Raw genomic sequence first — 16,121 nt, 5'->3', positions numbered from 1 at the left:
GGCTAATTCACATTGGGTGATAGCCCTTTTGTTGCCAGCCATTCTTGGTTAAAAAGTCGTGATTGATAACGCCCTCCACTATCACATAGAATTGTCACAATCGTGTGTCCTGGGCCCATTTGTTTAGCAAGGGTGACTGCTGCTGCCACATTAATTCCAGAAGAACCACCGACAAAGATTCCTTCTTCACGCAGTAATCGATAAACAACACGGATACACTCAGGATCCTCAATTCTAATAGCGTCGTCAATTGGCGCACCTTCCATATTTGCAGTTACACGACTGTTCCCAATGCCTTCGGTAATCGAACTACCTTCACTTTTAGTTTCACCAGTTTTAATGTAACTGTATAGCGCACTGCCCATAGGATCGGCTAAAACAGTTTTAACTGCTGGGTTTTTCTCTTTGAGGAACATGGCAACACCAGCTAAAGTCCCACCAGTGCCAGTAGAAGTTATCCAAGCATCGACCTTACCATCGGTTTGCTGCCAAATCTCAAATCCTGTAGTTTCGTAATGAGCTTGACGGTTTGCTAAATTATCGAACTGATTTGCCCAGATAGCATTTTCCATCTCTGAGGCAATTCTACCTGAGAGTTTGACGTAATTGTTTGGATCTTTGTAGGGCACGGCTGGTACTGGACGGACTTGGGCGCCTAAGGTTCTCAAAGCATCCATTTTCTCTTGTGATTGAGTTTCAGGAATCACAATTAGACATTTGTAGCCTTTGGCGTTGCATATATGGGCTAAACCAATACCAGTATTGCCAGCAGTTCCTTCTACGACAGTACCACCAGGTTTGAGCAATCCTTTTTCTTCTGCATCTTTGATAATGTAAAGTGCTGCTCGATCTTTGACAGAACCACCAGGATTGAGAAACTCTGCTTTACCAAGAATGTCACACCCTGTTTCTTCACTGAAGCGCTTTAACCGAATTAATGGTGTGTTACCAACGGTATCTACAAAACCATTTTTAATATCCACTGCGATTTAATTCCAGTCTTTCTGACATTACTACTCACAGTCTATTTTCTCATACTGCCTTTTGACATTGCAGAGGGGTGAGGGGGAGCCACTGCGCCTTTGGGGGTGTCCCCTGTTGTAGCAAGTGGCGTTGAGAGGTGAGTTTAAGAGAATTATGAGTTGAGAAAATTCCTTGGCAGACGAATTCCAGATGGTGCATGGACCAATTGAGCAGAGATAGCTTAGGTACACAAGAGAATAAAGAATTACAAATGTTCCGAATTGGTATTGCCTATCTTGGTCAAGCACTGCGGTAGTCTAGATCAAGTGATTTAATTTGTGCTGCTACAACGCAACGCGCTGTTAGACATTTAAATTTTGAATTTTGAACTGCTTATATGTCCCCCAACGCTTCTCCCACCGTTTCCAATTCTACTCGCACAATTCGGATTGGTTCGCGTAAAAGTCAACTTGCGCTAGTACAGACTTACTGGGTGCAAGAACAACTACAAAAAGCCTTTCCTGATCGCACCTTTGAAGTCCACACGATGTCTACTCAAGGTGACAAGATTTTGGATGTAGCTCTCGCTAAGATTGGTGATAAAGGGCTATTTACTAAAGAACTTGAAGTCGGAATGCTACAGCATGAAATTGATTTTGCGGTGCATTCGCTCAAAGATTTGCCGACAAACTTACCGGAAGGGTTAATGTTAGGAGTTGTCACTGAACGCGAAGATCCCGCTGATGCATTAGTCGTACACGAAAAGCATAAAGATAAACAAATCGATACTTTACCCGAAGGCGCAGTTGTCGGAACATCTTCTTTACGACGATTGGCACAGCTACGCTATCACTTTCCCCATTTAACTTTTAAAGATATCCGAGGCAACTTAAATACTCGTTTAGCAAAACTCGATGCAGGCGAATATGACGCAATTATTTTAGCCGTAGCAGGCTTACGACGATTGGGAATGGGCGATCGCGTTCACCAAGTTTTACCCGCAGAAGTTTCGTTACACGCTGTTGGACAAGGTGCGTTAGGCATCGAATGTCGTACTGATGATACTGAAGTATTGTCATTAATTAAAGCAATTGAACACGTACCCACACGCGATCGCACATTAGCTGAACGAGCCTTTCTCCGCTCTCTCGAAGGCGGTTGTCAAGTCCCTATCGGTGTCAACACTCAACTCGACGGCGATGCTTTAACACTAACAGGTATAGTTGCAAGTGTAGACGGCACAAAGTTTGTCAAAGACACCGTCACAGGTAGCGCTAGCACCGCCGAACAACTAGGAACTGAACTTGCCCAACGCCTTCGTCAACAAGGTGCGCAAGAGATCCTCGAAGAGATCTTCCAAACTGTGCAACGTGGATGAGTGGATGAAAAGAGTAGAGGGTAGTAGGGTAGTAGGGAAAAAAGCAATTAAATCTTTTAATCTCTACAACACTCCCACACGTCTACACGCTCACTCACCCCTCGCTCCTCGCCCCTCACATCCGCTATCATGATCTCGACGCAATACGAATAGGGGACATAAATATTAAGATGCGAATTCTGTTTGTTGCCGCAGAAGCAGCCCCCATCGCCAAAGTCGGTGGAATGGGAGACGTTGTTGGTGCTTTACCCAAAGTGTTAAGAGCAATGGGGCATGATGTCCGTATATTCATGCCATACTATGGCTTTTTGCCCGACAAAATGGAGATTCCCAAAGATCCAGTTTGGCATGGTAATGCGATGTTTCAGTCATTCGCAGTTTACGAATCTGTCCTTCCTGGCACCGATGTCCCCTTGTATCTATTTGGACATCCAGCGTTTTCACCCCGTCGCATTTATGCTGGGGAAGATGAAGAATGGAGGTTTACATTCTTTGCCAACGGTGCAGCGGAATTTGCTTGGAACTATTGGAAGCCTGAAATTATTCACTGTCACGACTGGCATACAGGAATGATTCCTGTATGGATGCACCAGTCTCCAGATATTTCCACAGTGTTTACGATTCACAACTTAGCTTATCAAGGACCGTGGCGCTGGTACTTAGAGAAAATTACTTGGTGTCCGTGGTATATGCAAGGACACAACACGATGGCAGCTGCCGTACAATATGCCGATCGCGTCACGACAGTTTCTCCCACCTACGCGCAGCAAATTCAGACAGTCGAGTATGGTGAAACGTTGGAAGGCTTGTTGTCGTTTATTAGTGGTAAGCTGTCTGGCATTATCAATGGCATTGACACTGAAGTTTACGATCCAGTCACCGATAAATACATTGCTCAAACATTTACGACTGATACATTAGACCAGCGCAAGGCAAATAAAGTCGCAATACAGGAAGAAGTCGGTTTAGAAGTTAATTCGGGTGCTTTTTTAATTGGTATCGTTACGCGGTTAGTCGAACAAAAAGGTATCGATTTGATTTTACAAACGCTCGATCGGTTCTTAGCTTATACTGATGCCCAGTTCGTAGTACTAGGAACAGGCGATCGCTATTATGAAAGCCAATTGTGGCAAATGGCGTCCCGTTTTCCTGGTCGAATGGCAACCTATTTACTCTACAACGATGCCCTAGCACGACGTATCTACGCTGGTAGTGATGCTTTCCTTATGCCAAGTCGCTTTGAGCCTTGCGGTATTAGCCAAATGCTTGCGCTTCGTTATGGCTGTGTGCCAATTGTGCGCCGTACAGGTGGCTTAGTTGATACCGTATCGCACCACGAGCCTATCAATCATGCTGGTACAGGCTATTGCTTTGACCGTTACGAACCTTTGGATCTTTACACGTGTATGGTAAGAGCTTGGGAAAGCTTCCGCTATAAAGAATACTGGCAAGCCCTGCAACAACGCGGTATGAACCAAGATTTCAGTTGGACAACATCTGCCAAAGATTACATCAAGCTGTATAAATCCATGCTTGGTTTGCCAGAAGAGGAAGTTGTCGAACCAGATACTAAAGATTCTGACTCCAAAGAAGAATTAGCTTCTGTTGCTGCGGAATAAAAGCTTGGCGAATGAATTCGCTGCTAGAAAAACTAAGTCCACCTGCGTGGACTTATCAACAAAACTCGCACTTAAGAGTGTCCACTCGTCAGGCTTTGATTTGGAGTTGGGGAACCTCTGCACCGCAGTGGTTCCTACGCGTGAGAGCAACTGGCGTGGATTTAGGGGGCTAGAGAGGCTACAGTTACTTAACAATTCAACCTGGATTAGCTTATACCTAATTAAACACAGGCAATCCTGCTAGCGCCATTGCGACTTCCTCTGCATTGTATTCTGTATCACGCAACAATCCAGCTTGATAATCCATATAAGCTTGCATATCAAAGTGACCGTGACCGCAGAGATTGAATAAGATAGTCTTACTCGTTCCTTCCTCTTTACAGCACAACGCTTCATCAATCGCAGCTTTTACCGCATGATTCGCTTCAGGTGCAGGAAGAATACCCTCAACCCTTGCAAATGTCAGCCCCGCAGCAAAGCAACTAAGTTGTGGTTCGGCACGAGTTTCAATTAGTCCTAACTCGACAATATGGCTCAGTAAGGGAGCCATGCCATGATACCGCAACCCACCAGCATGAACGCCTTCAGGCATAAAAGAGTTTCCTAAAGTGTGCATTTTTACTAAGGGAGTTAAATGCGCTGTGTCGCCAAAATCATATGTATATTTACCCTTGGTGAGTGTCGGACAAGCTGCTGGTTCAACTGCAACAAATCTGATATTATTTTGTTCGCCGCGTAGCTTTGCCCCGATAAAAGGAAAAGCAATTCCCGCGAAGTTACTGCCACCGCCTGTACAGCCAACAACGATATCAGGATAATCTCCGGCTTGTTCTAACTGTGCGATCGCTTCATACCCAATTACAGTTTGATGAAGTAGTACATGATTCAGGACGCTACCTAAAGCATATTTTGTGTGCTGATCCTGTACAGCTTCCACAGCTTCACTAATCGCAATCCCCAAACTACCGTTGCTTTCAGGAAACTGCGCGAGAATTTTTCTACCTGCTGCTGTTTCTTCACTAGGACTGGCAATGACTTTGGCACCATAAGCCTCCATCAACGCCCGCCGATAAGGTTTTTGTCGGTAGCTGACTTTCACCATATACACGACTACCTCTAACCCAAATAACGCCCCAGCAAACGCTAGTGACGATCCCCATTGTCCTGCACCTGTTTCAGTTGTTAAACGTTTGATTCCGGCTTGTTTGTTGTAATACGCCTGCGCGACTGCTGTATTCGGTTTATGGCTACCCGCAGGGCTAACACCTTCGTATTTGTAATAAATTTTGGCAGAAGTATCGAGGGCTTGTTCTAAACGTCGGGCGCGATACAGTGGTGTTGGTCGCCATTGACGATAAATTGATTGTACTTGTTTAGGAATCTCGATCCATCGTTCTTGACTCACTTCCTGCACGATTAACTCCATCGGAAACAGAGGTTCAAGATCGCTTGGAGTAATTGGCTGTCCTGTTCCAGGATGTAAAACAGGTGGCATTGAAGTCGGTAAATCAGCTTGAATGTTGTACCAAGCTGTCGGCATTTGGTCTTCTGTAAGCGTATATTTAATTGTTTCCATTAGTGGTGTTGTGGTAAGAAGCCACACATTATACCGGAAACGCACTTAATAATCTAAGAAGGTTTCACATTTGGTGAAGCGCGATCGCACTTTGGCATTTTAAGAGAAGCTTGAGCAAAAGCTGTGGTTTCTAGCCGCTAAGCTGATGTTTTAAATTCACTAACCGTAGTTATAGATTCTAGTATTTTAGATTCTTTTTTTTGAGCATCGTACAAGTTACAAGCTCGTTGGAGATTAAGCCAGAACTCTACAGAAGTCCCAAAAAATTTAGCAAGTCTTAGCGCTGTACTTTCTGATATACCCCGCTTTTCATTGACAATTTCATTGATTCTTTGATAAGACATCTTCAGCTGATTTGCCAATTCTTGTTGCGTAATGCCCATAGGGATAAGAAACTCTTGTTTGAGAATTTCCCCTGGATGGGTAGGCGGGCGGTTTGCAGGGATACGCATAAGTCGTCCTCTAGTTTTGCCAATTAGTGATAATCTACTATTTCAACTTCCTCAGCGCCTTGTTCAGTCCAAACAAAGCAGATGCGGTACTGGTCATCAATTCTGATACTATGCTGTCCAAGGCGATCGCCACTAAGGGATTCTAAGTAGTTTTTTGGCGGAACCCTTAAATCATTCAGATTCGTAGCAGCATTTATTGCATCTAGTTTCCGCCTTGCTACTGCTAACAAATTTTGAGGGCAGACTTTTCTAGCTTTCTTTGTGTCTAACCCGTCAAACACATCCTTTGTACTTTCGTCTTTAAAGCTTAATATCATGTATTACATTAATACGGATACCATGCTAGCGCAGTGAGCTAAGCTTCTACAATCCTTATCAAACCTGAACAAGAGGCTGGTGTTTTTTTTGTGTATGTGTCGCACTGTGGCTGACTGCTATCACTACACCATCCATTTCTACACAACCTCAATGGTTCTCGATCGCAGCTTATACTCGATCTCTTTTTTTGTAATTTCCTTCCCTAGCGAGTGTGTTCTGATATTACTGCGTTTGATTACTCCAGTATCCAATCAAACAATGCTTTCATCGATAAACTAAAATCTTGTGCAAATGCTGGTACAGGTAGATTTATCTCTGGTTTATCAAAAACATCTGTTGGCTGATCTGATCGATATACAAACACCGATCGCTCTCCAGGATCGATTAACTAACCCATTTGCGTATTGTGTTTCAGACAGTGCAAAATATTTTTTGTGACTTTCGTTTGGCTTGGGTCAGGTGAGAGAATTTCAATAACCCAATCTGGTGCGATCACCTCTGGCGCTGCGCTTCGCGCAATCGCAAACACATTAGCAACTCCACCATCTTCCTTGCGCGGAATCCGATTCCAGGTAAACACTGCAATATCTGGAACAATCGAGCGATCGCCGAACGTACAGCGAAGTTCACAAAATGCTCTAGCAACTCGTTGTGGTTTAAGTGCGGCATTAATTGCTGCTGACAACTCAGTTTGAATCGCGCTATGTTCCCCTTGCGGCACTGGTTTTTGAACGATCTGCCCATGAATGTATTCACTAGCGGGTTCTGTTTCTGGCAGTTGAAGAAACTCTTCTAGTGTCAAGGCTTTATTTGGTGTTTGTACCATATCCGCAACCTGCAGACTCAGTAAAATGATGAGGAATCTCAGAAGCGATCGCTACCACAACTCCTAGCTTAATCGAGTCACAACTTGATTTACTTTTGGTCTACCAAAACGTTCCCACGCATTCCCACCGCGTAAGAATAATTCCATCCATCGTACTGGCTTACCGTCATTTCCTTGCCAGCCAGAACTCCCTGGTGCAAAAGCTAAAGTACCTTCTGGTACTCTAAAACTGCCATCAGAATAGATCGCATCACTCACAACATCACCAACACGGATAATGACTTTATCTTCAGGATTCAGGTTGATACTATGCGCAGGAATCGTAGTTTTAATATTACCGTAGCCATCAATCCACGCAACGCGATCGCTGGGTGCATCGGGAATTTGCTCAGAACTTATCTCATCTCCCAAAAGGCTGAAATCATCTTGAGCGATCGCTGCTGCGGCTTGCGGAAAGACGTCTCGCGAACGAAATTGCGATCCCCCCCGCGATACCTTGACTATTTGAACAACTTGTGAATAATTCTTGATAAAAGATAGTGTATATCCAGCATTTACCCCTACAACTTTTACCCCATTAGTTAGCAAGGCATAAGTTAACCCCTCCCCTTCATTGTCTAATCTTGGTTCAGACTTATCTTGACGAGGTGCGCAATTATGATAAATTAAACGTTCTTGTGGACCAGGATTAAGACCAAGTTGCGCTACCCAAAACCCAGTAGCTAAAGTGCTAAAGGGAGGAACAGACAATAAGCTAACTTGCGCTTTGGGTAAAGCTAACAATAAACGTTGAGTTACTTCAGCAAAAGCTGGATCGCCGTTTCCGTAATCTGCAATTAAGCTAATGAGCATAACGCCAGTTCATAAAGGCATGATTAGTCTAGACGATATTGCCTCATGTTTAAACTTATTTTCTAGAGTTCTTTAGCTTTGCTGACAATCAAGGCGTTCTACTTAGCAGAACTCAGAGCTATTACTTGAGAAGAGCTACAACCTAAGATAGAGCTTGTTAGCAAATTCTTGCTCAAGCGATCGCAGTTATCCCTAATCTCTATCTCATAGATTCTTTCTTTCGCTGGATCGTTGCTGAAATATTAAGACTTAAAATCAATTTACAAAACATGTCTTCATGGCTTGGTATCAATGAATGGTAGTAATAAAGTGCTACCATTGCTGATCCCTGTTTATAGAGTTATCCTCTATAAGGCGATCAATATTTATTGAAGTGCAACGCTCGAGTTGTACGTTAGAAGTCCATAACGCACAAAACATAGAGCATTGTAAGTTTTCTATACTATTAAAAGATGACAGAAACAACAAAATCTATGAGCAACATCCAAGAACAAATCGAACAAGAAAGAGAGCAAGCACGTTCTATCTGTGACACCAGTGGTGCTAGTTCTGGTGAATGCGCCGCTGCCTGGGATGCAGTAGAAGAACTACAAGCAGAAGCTTCTCATCAGAAGCAAACCAAACCCAAAAATTCTCTCGAACAATACTGTGATGAGAACCCAGAAGCTGCTGAATGCCGCATTTATGATGAATAAAATCATCAATCAAGTGTAATTCTGTACAACGTGCATAATGTACAATTCACAAGGGCACTTGACAAAGTGTCCCTTTTTATTATTTTTCTGAAATTAGATATTATAGCCATCTAATTGAAGATTAAAAAAACTGATTTGCTAAATCATTGTTTCTTATTAGTGCATCGCAAAAGAATTTTTTACTGCCTAAATCATCTGAGTTATGCAAAATGAAGTTTGGTTACGTCCCCTAGTTTGGATGGACTATCGTTTAGCTGTATTATTTACAGTTCTTGTACCTTTGATATTGCTTGTATGGGCATTTGTTCAAAAAGATGAAGCAATTCAACGCCTATTAACTATTTATTGGCGTGTATCAAGCCTGCTGGCAATCACGGTTTACCTCCTAATTGCAGCAATACCAGTAGGATATATCTCAGGGACAATCGCTCGAGTTCTGATTCCTATTGCGCTGTGGTTTTGGATAGATCTTAATGAAGAAATTGACGATCAACCAAGAGGAGTATTAAAACTCACATTTAATTCTTGGCGCTGGGCTATGACTATATATAGTGTATTAGGAGCGATCGCTAGCATACCCTTTCTTCAATGTGCCTTTTCTAGAGAAGCCTTAGCTACTCCTTTGTGCACAATACTAAGAGAGCCACCTTTACTTTTCAGAGAATACTTTCATGCTAACTCCACGCCTCAATTCCTGGGCTTTTTAGGCGTAGTTGGTTTAATCTTTTACGTTGTTTGCTTAAGCTATTTTGTGCTATTTAAACTAGGCAAACAAGGACGTTCTGCTTTACCGCAATAATGAAGGTTGAAGTTACTTCAAGCAGTGCAGAGGTGAAGAGAGTATTCTTGATTTTGGGAAACAAGGAGACTAGGAGTTATCAGTTCTGAATTAGAAGTTCAACTCAAAACTAGCCATTGACTACTCTTTTACTTGCTCCTAGTTCCTCACTTGTGAATTTCTCTAGCACGCAACACTTTCAAGTCATGATGAATGATTCTGTAGAAAAGCGCTTAGAACAATATACTGCAAAGCGACCTCAAGAAGTACTGATTGTAACAGCAAACATCTCTGGAGAAATAGACCAGATTGCAATATTTAAGGGTTTTTCTAGTTCATTAGTGCGTGCAACAGCATTTGATCCAGAAATACCAGTACTACCAGATGATGCCAAAATTCTTGCTATTGATAGAGTAGCAAGTCCCTATAATCCTCAAGCACCAAATTATATCCAGCAAGGACTTACGTGGAACAGTATTCAATCACTTTTGTCAGAAGCTGGAGTTTAAAGTCTTCAGATTAGTAACTAGCATTAATTTATTAGGATCTAAGTTAACTAAACGCACGATAGCCATCCTTGCTGTGAAGTGTGGGTAGATAAGATACTTTTATGAATTGAACGTACTTAGCACCAACTAAGGAAACGACAATTTAATCCTGGAACAGTGCTAGATTATTTGTAAGAATTTCTTTTCATGTTTTTTCTTTGCGTCACGCCATGATTTGCACGGCGGTATTTCCTTGGCGTGCTTTGTGGTTTTCCAGACAATCTTACAACTTAAATAAAACTGCCACAGACACTTAACTGTTTCTTCATACGTATATCTATATTACGTATTTTCTCAGTTTGCCCTTGACGAAATCTTTGATTGCAAAAGTATAATTTATAACATATGTTACTGAATTACGAAATACCTGACATCGTAGGTCGTATTGTCTATAAACTAAACCATCACAGAATTGTAAAGTATCGATAAAGAAATTGCGGATTGTACTGAGGTGAAACATATATTCATACAATAAATTCTTTATATCTATTTAATAAAGCTGCAATAACATTAAAACAATATTAAGCATCAGATTAGAAAATGATATTCTCCTAGCGTGAACTAGTTGTGTGAGGGGTAAAACTTATGGTCTCGTCTCCTATTGGCATTCAAAGTGTTACAGATACAGCATCTACTCGGTTAGCATCACTGCAAACAGCAGCAAACTATCAATCATCAGCGATCGCTCTCCCAAATTCTCCTTTATTTGGCACAGATGGTATCCGTGGAAAAGTTGGAGATTTACTCACTGCATCCTTAGCGTTGCAAGTGGGGTTTTGGGCTGGAGTTGTGCTGCGTCAAAATTCTCAGAACTTAGGACCAGTCATTGTCGGGCAGGATTCGCGTAACTCAAGCGATATGCTAGCGATGGCAGTTGCCTCTGGCTTAGCTTCTTCTGGGCTAGAAGTGTGGCATTTGGGTTTGTGTCCCACGCCTTGTGTTGCCTACTTGACGAGTATCACCAATGCTGTGGGTGGAGTCATGATTTCTGCTAGCCACAATCCCCCAGCAGACAACGGCATTAAGTTTTTTGGTAGAGATGGCGCAAAATTACCTCAATCTTGGCAAACCGAAATCGAAGCAGGAGTACGCAGCCAGACCGACCTTTATATCGGTCAAAATGCTTGGGGACGTTCTTATCTGCGTTCAGACTTAGTACAAAATTACACAGAATCACTCAAAAAACCTTTGCTACAAAATCGCGACTTTGCTGGAATGCGTATTGTACTGGATCTAGCATGGGGCGCTGCAGTAAACCTTGCACCTGCCGTATTTCAAGATTTAGGTGCTGAAGTCATTTGTTTACACGATCGCGCTGATGGCGATCGCATCAATGTCGAGTGTGGTTCTACTTGCTTAACATCTTTACAAGCCGCTGTACAAAAACATCGTGCTACGCTGGGTTTTGCATTTGATGGTGATGCAGATCGAGTTCTTGCTGTAGATGACAAAGGTAGACCTGTTGATGGAGATTACATTCTTTATCTGTGGGGTAAAGCTTTACAAACAAGGCAACAACTCCCAGAGAACTTGATCATTTCCACAGTGATGGCAAATCTTGGCTTTGAGCGTGCTTGGGAAAAGATTGGTGGTAGAATGATTCGTACTCCAGTGGGCGATCAGTATGTGCAAGCAGAAATGGTAAGGACTGGAGGAATGTTAGGTGGTGAGCAGTCAGGACACATTCTCTGTCGTCACTACGGTATTACAGGTGATGGATTGTTAACAGCTTTGCATATTGCGGCTTTAGTTCAGTATGCAGGAGTACCGCTGTCAGAAATGGTCAGTCAAAGCTTTGCGACTTATCCTCAGTTGTTACGCAATGTTCGTGTAGAAGACCGCGATCGCCGCATGAGTTGGAATCAGTGTACAGCGATACAGCAAGCGATCGCACGAGCCGAAGCTGCAATGGGCAACCAAGGACGAATTCTTGTCCGTGCCTCTGGTACTGAACCAGTGATTCGCGTCATGGTCGAAGCAGCTAGTACCGATTTAACTCAATATTGGACAGAAAACCTAGTACTTGCAGTTCAACAATACGTCAATAACTAAATCTGTAGACTGAATTACCAAACCTAAAATTTTGTTGAAAACCGCTAAACTCCGACCGGAGAACTGGGGTTTTATGTCATGATCGCAAAGTAAACGAGTTAAAGACTTTCAGAGCATAGGAAACGAGTTATGGCTCTTCGACTAGGTGACACAGTACCAAACTTTAAGCAGGCTTCTACCGCAGGAGAAATCGATTTTTACGAGTGGGCAGGCAATAGCTGGGTAATTTTATTTTCTCACCCTAAAGACTTTACCCCAGTTTGCACCACAGAACTTGGTGAAGTTGCTCGTCTCAAACCAGAGTTTGACAAACGCAATGTCAAAGCACTAGCCCTTAGTGTTGATGATGTAGATTCTCACAAAGGTTGGGTTGGAGATATTGAAGAAACTCAAAGCGTTGGTCTGAATTATCCCATCTTGGCAGATCCCGACAAAAAGGTTTCTGACCTGTATGATATGATTCACCCCAATGCAAACGATACTCTGACAGTACGCTCAGTGTTCATCATTGATCCAAACAAAAAACTGCGTCTCAACTTTACTTACCCTGCCAGTACTGGACGCAATTTTGATGAAATTTTGCGCGTCATAGATTCACTGCAACTTACAGATAACTACAGCGTGGCTACCCCAGCAAACTGGAAAGACGGCGATGACTGTGTTATCGTTCCTTCTATCAAAGATCCAGAAGAAATTAAGCAGAAATTCCCCAAAGGTCATACCGAACTTAAACCTTACTTGCGGATGACTCCCCAACCCAATAAATAATTTAATCTTGTGAGTGATTTTGGTGGGCTTGTACCCACCTTTTTTTTAAGTTTATAGACTTCCTCCATGAATCACAGATGCCCTACGACTAAAGTCGGGGCTATCCAGGCAAAGTGTCAAGAGTTTTGAATTATAAAGAATTTTGGGTAGTGCATCAAAGTATAGTGGGGCAGTTAAAGTAGAAGGGTGTCTATTGCGAAGCCGAACCTATGGAATGTCGTCTGTGCGGTTATCTTAACACCCACAACATGGTAAAGCCCCCGTTGGGAGCCAACGGTATTTCTGCCCGCAATGCCAGCAAACGTTCAATAGCAGCGCAACGAGCAGGACTGACCCAACAACCTTGGACTTGGCATGATCTCGTTACTTATCCCACTGTATCTTTAATGCACTACCAGTAATTCAAGTAAAACTACTGAGCTATTGCTAATGATTTACACTTTGGCTCCGCGTTTGCACGGTTTTTACACCCATTTTTTAGTTGATACATTAAGCTTAGAAAAATGCTCTATTGTTGTTGCTTGTTTGATAAATCTTCAGCCGCATAGTTATTCTTTGCCATCCTAATCTTGATGAAAGCTTCTTTTATAGCCATTACTGTATTACTCGCACTTTCTGTCATACCTCGTGCATCGGCTAATACTGAGCAAATTCAACAACTCCTAGCAACAAAGGAGTGTCAAAACTGTGACTTGAGCGGTGCTGGTTTAGTGTTGGCTAATCTATCAGGTGCAGATTTGAGTGGTGCAAATTTAAGTGGTGCTAATCTCAGCCGTGCTAACCTTGTTGGTGCTAACCTTGTTGGTGCAAATCTTGTTGGTACAAGTTTATTTGGGGCAAACTTAAGTGGCGCTATTTTGAGTGGTTCGGATTTAAGTGCGGCTGACTTGCGAGATACTTTTTTAGTAAACGCCAATTTAACTGGTGCGCAGTTGGGTGGCGCTAATTTACAAGGTGCAGTCGGGATACCACCGCAAATAGGAAATGCGGAAGATTTTTATGGTTGGGGTGTCGTACAAGGAAAAAAAGGAGATCCAGAAGGTGCGATCGCTTACTTCAATCAAGCATTAAGTATTAAGCCTAACTATGCTGCGGCGTATCTCGCAAGAGGTGTGGCGCGTTACCAACTTTACGATCGCCCTGGTGCACTTCAAGATGCTAAACAAGCCGAAAAACTTTTTGCGGCGCAAGCTAATAACGATGGGTTACAAACAACACAAATCTTCATTACAGAATTAGAAAATCCTCCAAGCGATTCTGTCCCAAAAAGTAAACCAAATTTTATAAACTTTTTAGGCGCGGTAGGTTCGGTTTTATTAAGATTTTTATTTTAAATATTTTTTGGGTAACGGCTCAAATCAGCGGCAGCAGAGGGTTTGAAACGAAGCAGAAAGCATCTCGGTATGTCCACTGCATTTGAATTGTTATGCTGCGCTATAACTTGCCAATCAACTTGTCATACTCTGTATGTGTTCCAATCCAGAACCAGGAAATACCATTTTCGACTTCAACACCCAAAGCTCGATAACTTAGCCCTGCGCGAACTGACCAATACTTCTTGCCCAACTTCTTGAAATGCAAAGATGGATGGGATGAGTCAGCTTTGAGCAACTCGTAGCACTCGTCTGCTGTTCGCTGAACGATTTCGGGTAGAGCGTTGTAGCATTGCCAAAACCGTCGCGTTGTGTAGTGCATCAAATTTCTCGGCAATGCCCCGCTTCAAACTCAGCGATCGCCTCTTGAGCAAATGCCTCTAATTTACCGTCTTCAATATCTTGCTCTATCTGTTCATCCCAGCGTTCGTAGTCTAAATCAAGGAACCACAACCTTAACTTCTCAAACTCATTGGATGGTAATGAAAGAATTGCCGCTTCGATTTGCTCAAGGTTTGACATAACCAGTTGTACTTCTCTGCCCTTGAGGAAATTATAGCTTCACCAAAAAGGGTAGAACACTCTGCACTTTTGGCTACCAAGTCTTCACTGACATCTCTTGAACACCGATAGATAAGATTACGGCTGCGCCCCCACCAAAGGACTATCGGCATAACAATTTATTGTACAGAGTTTAGCTGTAGATCCACCCTTTCGATAGTGAATAAACAAACTCTTTGCTGTAGATTTACCCCAGATGGTTGGATCTACAGCAGGGCTGCTGTGTATCTGCCTTAATTAAGGTGGGTCTGCATTACAGTTTTGTATATTCGCTCAAGCAGCATCAGTAAAATGACTACAACATAAAGATATATTTTATACAAAAGATAATAACCATCTGATATTAGAACCTCGTCCTCGAAAACTGCTCGACCAGGTGCGGGATGCAGTGCGGGTTAAGCATTACTCTTATAGCACTGAGAAGACTTACGTTTACTGGATTCGCCGCTTCATTCTGTTTCACGACAAACGCCATCCCAACGAGATGAGTACACCAGAAGTCACGCAATTTCTAACTCACCTAGCTGTGACTGAACATGTTGCTGCAACTACCCAGAACCAAGCGCTCAATGCCATCGTTTTCCTTTATCGTGTCGTCCTGCAACAAGAATTAGTTGGCATTAACGCAGTGCGGGCAAAGAAATCGCGCTATTTGCCTACAGTTTTGACCCCCGATGAAGTACAGCAAGTCATTTTTTATCTGTATGGGGTGTACAAGCTAGTGGGTCAACTGCTCTATGGGAGGGGGCTACGATTAAGTGAGGGGTTGCAGTTGCGAGTTAAAGACATTGATTTCGCTCAACAGCAATTAGTAATTCGGGATACGAAGGACCAAGAGAGTCGGGTGACGATGTTGCCGAACCGTGTGATAGAACCGCTGCAAGCGCATCTTCAGACTGTGCGGCAGTTACACCAGCAAGACCTCGATCGCGGCTATGGCTCAGTCTATCTTCCGTTTGCCTTGGAGCGCAAGTACCCTCACGCTGATCGCGGCTTGGATTTGGCAGTATGTGTTTCCTGCTGATCGCCTATCACAAGACCCGCGCAGTGGTGTAACACGACGGCATCACCTGCAGGAAACCGGAGTCCAACACTAGATCGTTAAGGCGATAAATGTGTCAATTGACACCACGATGTTGATGTAGAACCCATATTACTGACATTTTGAACTTGAGCCTACGCAGATAGAGTGCTGATTGAATTAAGCTTTTATTTATAAATGCATCTTATTTTTAGGTGTTGCATAATAGGAGTATGAAATGTCCTAAATGTGAATCAACTCAAATCAGTAAAAACGGTCGTCACCACGGCAAACAAAACTATGTTTGTAAACAGTGTGGTCGCCAGTTTGTAGAATCGTAT

18 protein-coding genes and 2 pseudogenes are annotated in these 16,121 nt (G+C 42.9%); 12 read left to right on the top strand and 8 right to left on the bottom strand.

Features of this window, described 5'->3' with window-relative positions; genetic code table 11:
* Window positions 1-2 precede the first annotated feature (2 nt).
* A complete protein-coding gene (locus tag CSQ79_RS11805) occupies window positions 3-983 on the bottom strand; it encodes a cysteine synthase A (RefSeq protein ID WP_099701389.1) in 981 nt (326 codons plus the stop codon).
* A gap of 377 nt (window positions 984-1,360) precedes the next feature.
* Between CSQ79_RS11805 and hemC the strand changes: the two genes are divergently transcribed.
* From hemC to CSQ79_RS27720, 3 genes are all read left to right on the top strand, one after another.
* Window positions 1,361-2,341, top strand: coding sequence for a hydroxymethylbilane synthase (gene hemC, locus CSQ79_RS11800; protein WP_099701388.1), 981 nt, complete (start codon window positions 1,361-1,363; stop codon window positions 2,339-2,341).
* A gap of 170 nt (window positions 2,342-2,511) precedes the next feature.
* A complete protein-coding gene (gene glgA, locus CSQ79_RS11795) occupies window positions 2,512-3,960 on the top strand; it encodes a glycogen synthase GlgA (protein WP_099701387.1) in 1,449 nt (482 codons plus the stop codon).
* 11 nt (window positions 3,961-3,971) lie between these two features.
* Complete coding sequence (locus CSQ79_RS27720; protein ID WP_289501066.1) at window positions 3,972-4,133, top strand: hypothetical protein; 162 nt, start codon at window positions 3,972-3,974, stop codon at window positions 4,131-4,133.
* 44 nt (window positions 4,134-4,177) lie between these two features.
* On the opposite strand, the gene CSQ79_RS11790 is transcribed toward CSQ79_RS27720, so the two are convergent.
* The 5 genes and pseudogenes from CSQ79_RS11790 to CSQ79_RS11770 form a co-directional block, all read right to left on the bottom strand.
* Complete coding sequence (locus CSQ79_RS11790) at window positions 4,178-5,536, bottom strand: TrpB-like pyridoxal phosphate-dependent enzyme (RefSeq protein WP_099701386.1); 1,359 nt, start codon at window positions 5,534-5,536, stop codon at window positions 4,178-4,180.
* Window positions 5,537-5,673: 137 nt separating this feature from the next.
* Entirely contained in the window at window positions 5,674-5,988 is a 315-nt protein-coding gene (locus CSQ79_RS11785) for a HigA family addiction module antitoxin (RefSeq protein ID WP_099701385.1), read from the bottom strand.
* A 23-nt stretch (window positions 5,989-6,011) separates the two neighbouring features.
* The gene (locus tag CSQ79_RS11780; RefSeq protein WP_099701384.1) at window positions 6,012-6,305 is read right to left on the bottom strand and encodes a type II toxin-antitoxin system RelE/ParE family toxin; all 294 of its coding nucleotides are present in this window, start codon (window positions 6,303-6,305) and stop codon (window positions 6,012-6,014) included.
* Window positions 6,306-6,541: 236 nt separating this feature from the next.
* Window positions 6,542-7,132 (bottom strand): annotated as a pseudogene (locus CSQ79_RS11775) (Uma2 family endonuclease).
* Window positions 7,133-7,195: 63 nt separating this feature from the next.
* Window positions 7,196-7,984: an SAM hydrolase/SAM-dependent halogenase family protein gene (locus CSQ79_RS11770; RefSeq protein ID WP_099701383.1), complete on the bottom strand. Its 789-nt coding sequence runs from the start codon at window positions 7,982-7,984 to the stop codon at window positions 7,196-7,198.
* Window positions 7,985-8,457: 473 nt separating this feature from the next.
* Here CSQ79_RS11770 and CSQ79_RS11765 point away from each other — a divergent pair, with 473 nt between their 5' ends.
* From CSQ79_RS11765 to CSQ79_RS11740, 7 genes and pseudogenes are all read left to right on the top strand, one after another.
* Complete coding sequence (locus CSQ79_RS11765) at window positions 8,458-8,679, top strand: Calvin cycle protein CP12 (RefSeq protein ID WP_193931333.1); 222 nt, start codon at window positions 8,458-8,460, stop codon at window positions 8,677-8,679.
* 202 nt (window positions 8,680-8,881) lie between these two features.
* Window positions 8,882-9,478: a DUF3177 family protein gene (locus CSQ79_RS11760; RefSeq protein ID WP_099701381.1), complete on the top strand. Its 597-nt coding sequence runs from the start codon at window positions 8,882-8,884 to the stop codon at window positions 9,476-9,478.
* 188 nt (window positions 9,479-9,666) lie between these two features.
* Window positions 9,667-9,966 (top strand): DUF7734 family protein, encoded by a 300-nt coding sequence (locus CSQ79_RS11755; protein WP_099701380.1) that lies wholly within the window; start codon window positions 9,667-9,669, stop codon window positions 9,964-9,966.
* Between the two features lie 624 nt (window positions 9,967-10,590).
* Complete coding sequence (glmM, locus tag CSQ79_RS11750; protein ID WP_099701379.1) at window positions 10,591-12,057, top strand: phosphoglucosamine mutase; 1,467 nt, start codon at window positions 10,591-10,593, stop codon at window positions 12,055-12,057.
* 129 nt (window positions 12,058-12,186) lie between these two features.
* Window positions 12,187-12,825, top strand: a complete 639-nt coding sequence (locus CSQ79_RS11745) for a peroxiredoxin (RefSeq protein ID WP_099701378.1) — start codon at window positions 12,187-12,189, stop codon at window positions 12,823-12,825.
* Window positions 12,826-13,102: 277 nt separating this feature from the next.
* Window positions 13,103-13,183: pseudogene (locus CSQ79_RS28890) on the top strand (hypothetical protein); the annotation flags it as partial.
* Between the two features lie 214 nt (window positions 13,184-13,397).
* Window positions 13,398-14,159: a pentapeptide repeat-containing protein gene (locus CSQ79_RS11740; RefSeq protein ID WP_099701377.1), complete on the top strand. Its 762-nt coding sequence runs from the start codon at window positions 13,398-13,400 to the stop codon at window positions 14,157-14,159.
* 100 nt (window positions 14,160-14,259) lie between these two features.
* Here CSQ79_RS11740 and CSQ79_RS11735 read toward each other — a convergent pair whose 3' ends face one another.
* Entirely contained in the window at window positions 14,260-14,520 is a 261-nt protein-coding gene (locus tag CSQ79_RS11735) for a ParE family toxin-like protein (protein ID WP_099701376.1), read from the bottom strand.
* Complete coding sequence (locus CSQ79_RS11730; RefSeq protein WP_099701375.1) at window positions 14,520-14,720, bottom strand: hypothetical protein; 201 nt, start codon at window positions 14,718-14,720, stop codon at window positions 14,520-14,522. Before CSQ79_RS11730 ends, CSQ79_RS11735 begins: the two co-directional genes overlap by 1 nt.
* A gap of 427 nt (window positions 14,721-15,147) precedes the next feature.
* Here CSQ79_RS11730 and CSQ79_RS11725 point away from each other — a divergent pair, with 427 nt between their 5' ends.
* Window positions 15,148-15,783, top strand: coding sequence for a phage integrase N-terminal SAM-like domain-containing protein (locus tag CSQ79_RS11725; RefSeq protein WP_502693926.1), 636 nt, complete (start codon window positions 15,148-15,150; stop codon window positions 15,781-15,783).
* Between the two features lie 230 nt (window positions 15,784-16,013).
* Window positions 16,014-16,121, top strand: a 108-nt coding sequence (locus tag CSQ79_RS27710) for an IS1/IS1595 family N-terminal zinc-binding domain-containing protein (protein WP_502693928.1), incomplete at its 3' end; no start/stop codon positions are given.

Origin of the sequence: Gloeocapsopsis sp. IPPAS B-1203, from assembly GCF_002749975.1 — a bacterium.
GTDB lineage: Bacteria > Cyanobacteriota > Cyanobacteriia > Cyanobacteriales > Chroococcidiopsidaceae > Gloeocapsopsis.
The sequence above is the reverse complement of the archived record's forward strand: the minus strand, read 5'-3'. Positions and strand labels throughout refer to the sequence as shown.

Coding starts and splice junctions, on each gene's coding strand:
- hemC (WP_099701388.1), top strand. CDS start 1,361: ATGTCCCCCAACGCTTCTCCCACCGTTTCCAATTCTACTCGCACAATT.
- glgA (WP_099701387.1), top strand. CDS start 2,512: ATGCGAATTCTGTTTGTTGCCGCAGAAGCAGCCCCCATCGCCAAAGTC.
- CSQ79_RS27720 (WP_289501066.1), top strand. CDS start 3,972: ATGAATTCGCTGCTAGAAAAACTAAGTCCACCTGCGTGGACTTATCAA.
- CSQ79_RS11790 (WP_099701386.1), bottom strand. CDS start 5,536: ATGGAAACAATTAAATATACGCTTACAGAAGACCAAATGCCGACAGCT.
- CSQ79_RS11785 (WP_099701385.1), bottom strand. CDS start 5,988: ATGCGTATCCCTGCAAACCGCCCGCCTACCCATCCAGGGGAAATTCTC.
- CSQ79_RS11780 (WP_099701384.1), bottom strand. CDS start 6,305: ATGATATTAAGCTTTAAAGACGAAAGTACAAAGGATGTGTTTGACGGG.
- CSQ79_RS11770 (WP_099701383.1), bottom strand. CDS start 7,984: ATGCTCATTAGCTTAATTGCAGATTACGGAAACGGCGATCCAGCTTTT.
- CSQ79_RS11765 (WP_193931333.1), top strand. CDS start 8,458: ATGAGCAACATCCAAGAACAAATCGAACAAGAAAGAGAGCAAGCACGT.
- CSQ79_RS11760 (WP_099701381.1), top strand. CDS start 8,882: ATGCAAAATGAAGTTTGGTTACGTCCCCTAGTTTGGATGGACTATCGT.
- CSQ79_RS11755 (WP_099701380.1), top strand. CDS start 9,667: ATGAATGATTCTGTAGAAAAGCGCTTAGAACAATATACTGCAAAGCGA.
- glmM (WP_099701379.1), top strand. CDS start 10,591: ATGGTCTCGTCTCCTATTGGCATTCAAAGTGTTACAGATACAGCATCT.
- CSQ79_RS11745 (WP_099701378.1), top strand. CDS start 12,187: ATGGCTCTTCGACTAGGTGACACAGTACCAAACTTTAAGCAGGCTTCT.
- CSQ79_RS11740 (WP_099701377.1), top strand. CDS start 13,398: ATGAAAGCTTCTTTTATAGCCATTACTGTATTACTCGCACTTTCTGTC.
- CSQ79_RS11735 (WP_099701376.1), bottom strand. CDS start 14,520: ATGCACTACACAACGCGACGGTTTTGGCAATGCTACAACGCTCTACCC.
- CSQ79_RS11730 (WP_099701375.1), bottom strand. CDS start 14,720: ATGTCAAACCTTGAGCAAATCGAAGCGGCAATTCTTTCATTACCATCC.